A 1,011-nucleotide genomic window follows, 5' to 3' on the forward strand; every position below is an offset into this window, starting at 1 on the left:
TGAAGACTTACCCGTTTTCGGACAGCTCTAAATTACACAATTTTTCTTTTTTCATTGGGTCTAGACCCAATGAAAATTCTTTATAGATCTGATTAGGGCTTTTTCTGCCCATTGATTTATGTGGGTGATATTTGTTATAATCTTCTCTAAAGCCCTCAGCTATCTGTTGTACTTCTTCTAAATTCCGGAAGATGTAAGCGTCCAAAACGTCTTCTCTAAATGTTTTATTGAACCTTTCAATGTAACCATTTTGCGATGGTTTTCCTGGTTGGATATAATTGATCTCGATTCCTTCAGTTTCGCAGTAGGACATAAATATTTTTGAAATAAATTCTGGCCCGTTATCCACTCGTATTTGTAAAGGTTTGCCGTAAACCTCTATGGCCTGCCTTAGATATTCCACAACACGTAGGGCAGGCATTGATAGTGCTGGAGTGGTACATAGCGCTTCTCTGTTATAATCATCAATAAGGTTAAATACTCTAAACTTTCTTCCTGTCATTAGACCATCACTCATAAAATCTGCACTCCATACCTGTCTTGGTGCCTGAGGTTGATCCAGGGGAGTTTTAACACGAGCTGGAAGACGCTTTTTACTCTTCCTTCTCAATTGCAGACTTAAAAGCCTGTATACCCGAAGGACTCGTTTCCGGTTCCATTTAAAGCCTTGTGATCGGATCCTGTAGAAATAGTAATCAAATCCTCGATTAGGTTTGATCTCACTCATTTCTGTAAGTTTGTCTATTACTTCAGAATCATCCCTCTTGGTCTTATAATACCACATAGAGCGACTTAAGCAAACCAACTCGCAAGCTCTCACAATACTCAACTTCTCCTGCTTAACTACTTGCTCGGCCAATTCCTTACGTTCACAAGGCTTTAAAGCTTTTTTTCAATAATATCTTTAAGGATACGATGGTCAAGGCTCAAATCAGCATACATCTGCTTTAGACGCTGATTCTCTTCCTGGAGCGATTTAAGCTCTTTGAGTTGTTGAGCATCCATACCACC

General features: G+C 39.3%; 1 protein-coding gene. It reads right to left on the reverse strand.

The window, feature by feature from the left end:
• Positions 1–7: 7 nt before the first annotated feature.
• On the reverse strand, positions 8–859 hold the full coding sequence (locus tag ACSHZO_RS15875) for an IS3 family transposase (protein WP_298248432.1): 852 nt from the start codon (positions 857–859) through the stop codon (positions 8–10).
• Positions 860–1,011: the final 152 nt, after the last annotated feature.

Source organism: Christiangramia sp. 3-2217-3z, from assembly GCF_051195275.1.
GTDB classification, from domain to species: domain Bacteria; phylum Bacteroidota; class Bacteroidia; order Flavobacteriales; family Flavobacteriaceae; genus Christiangramia; species Christiangramia marina.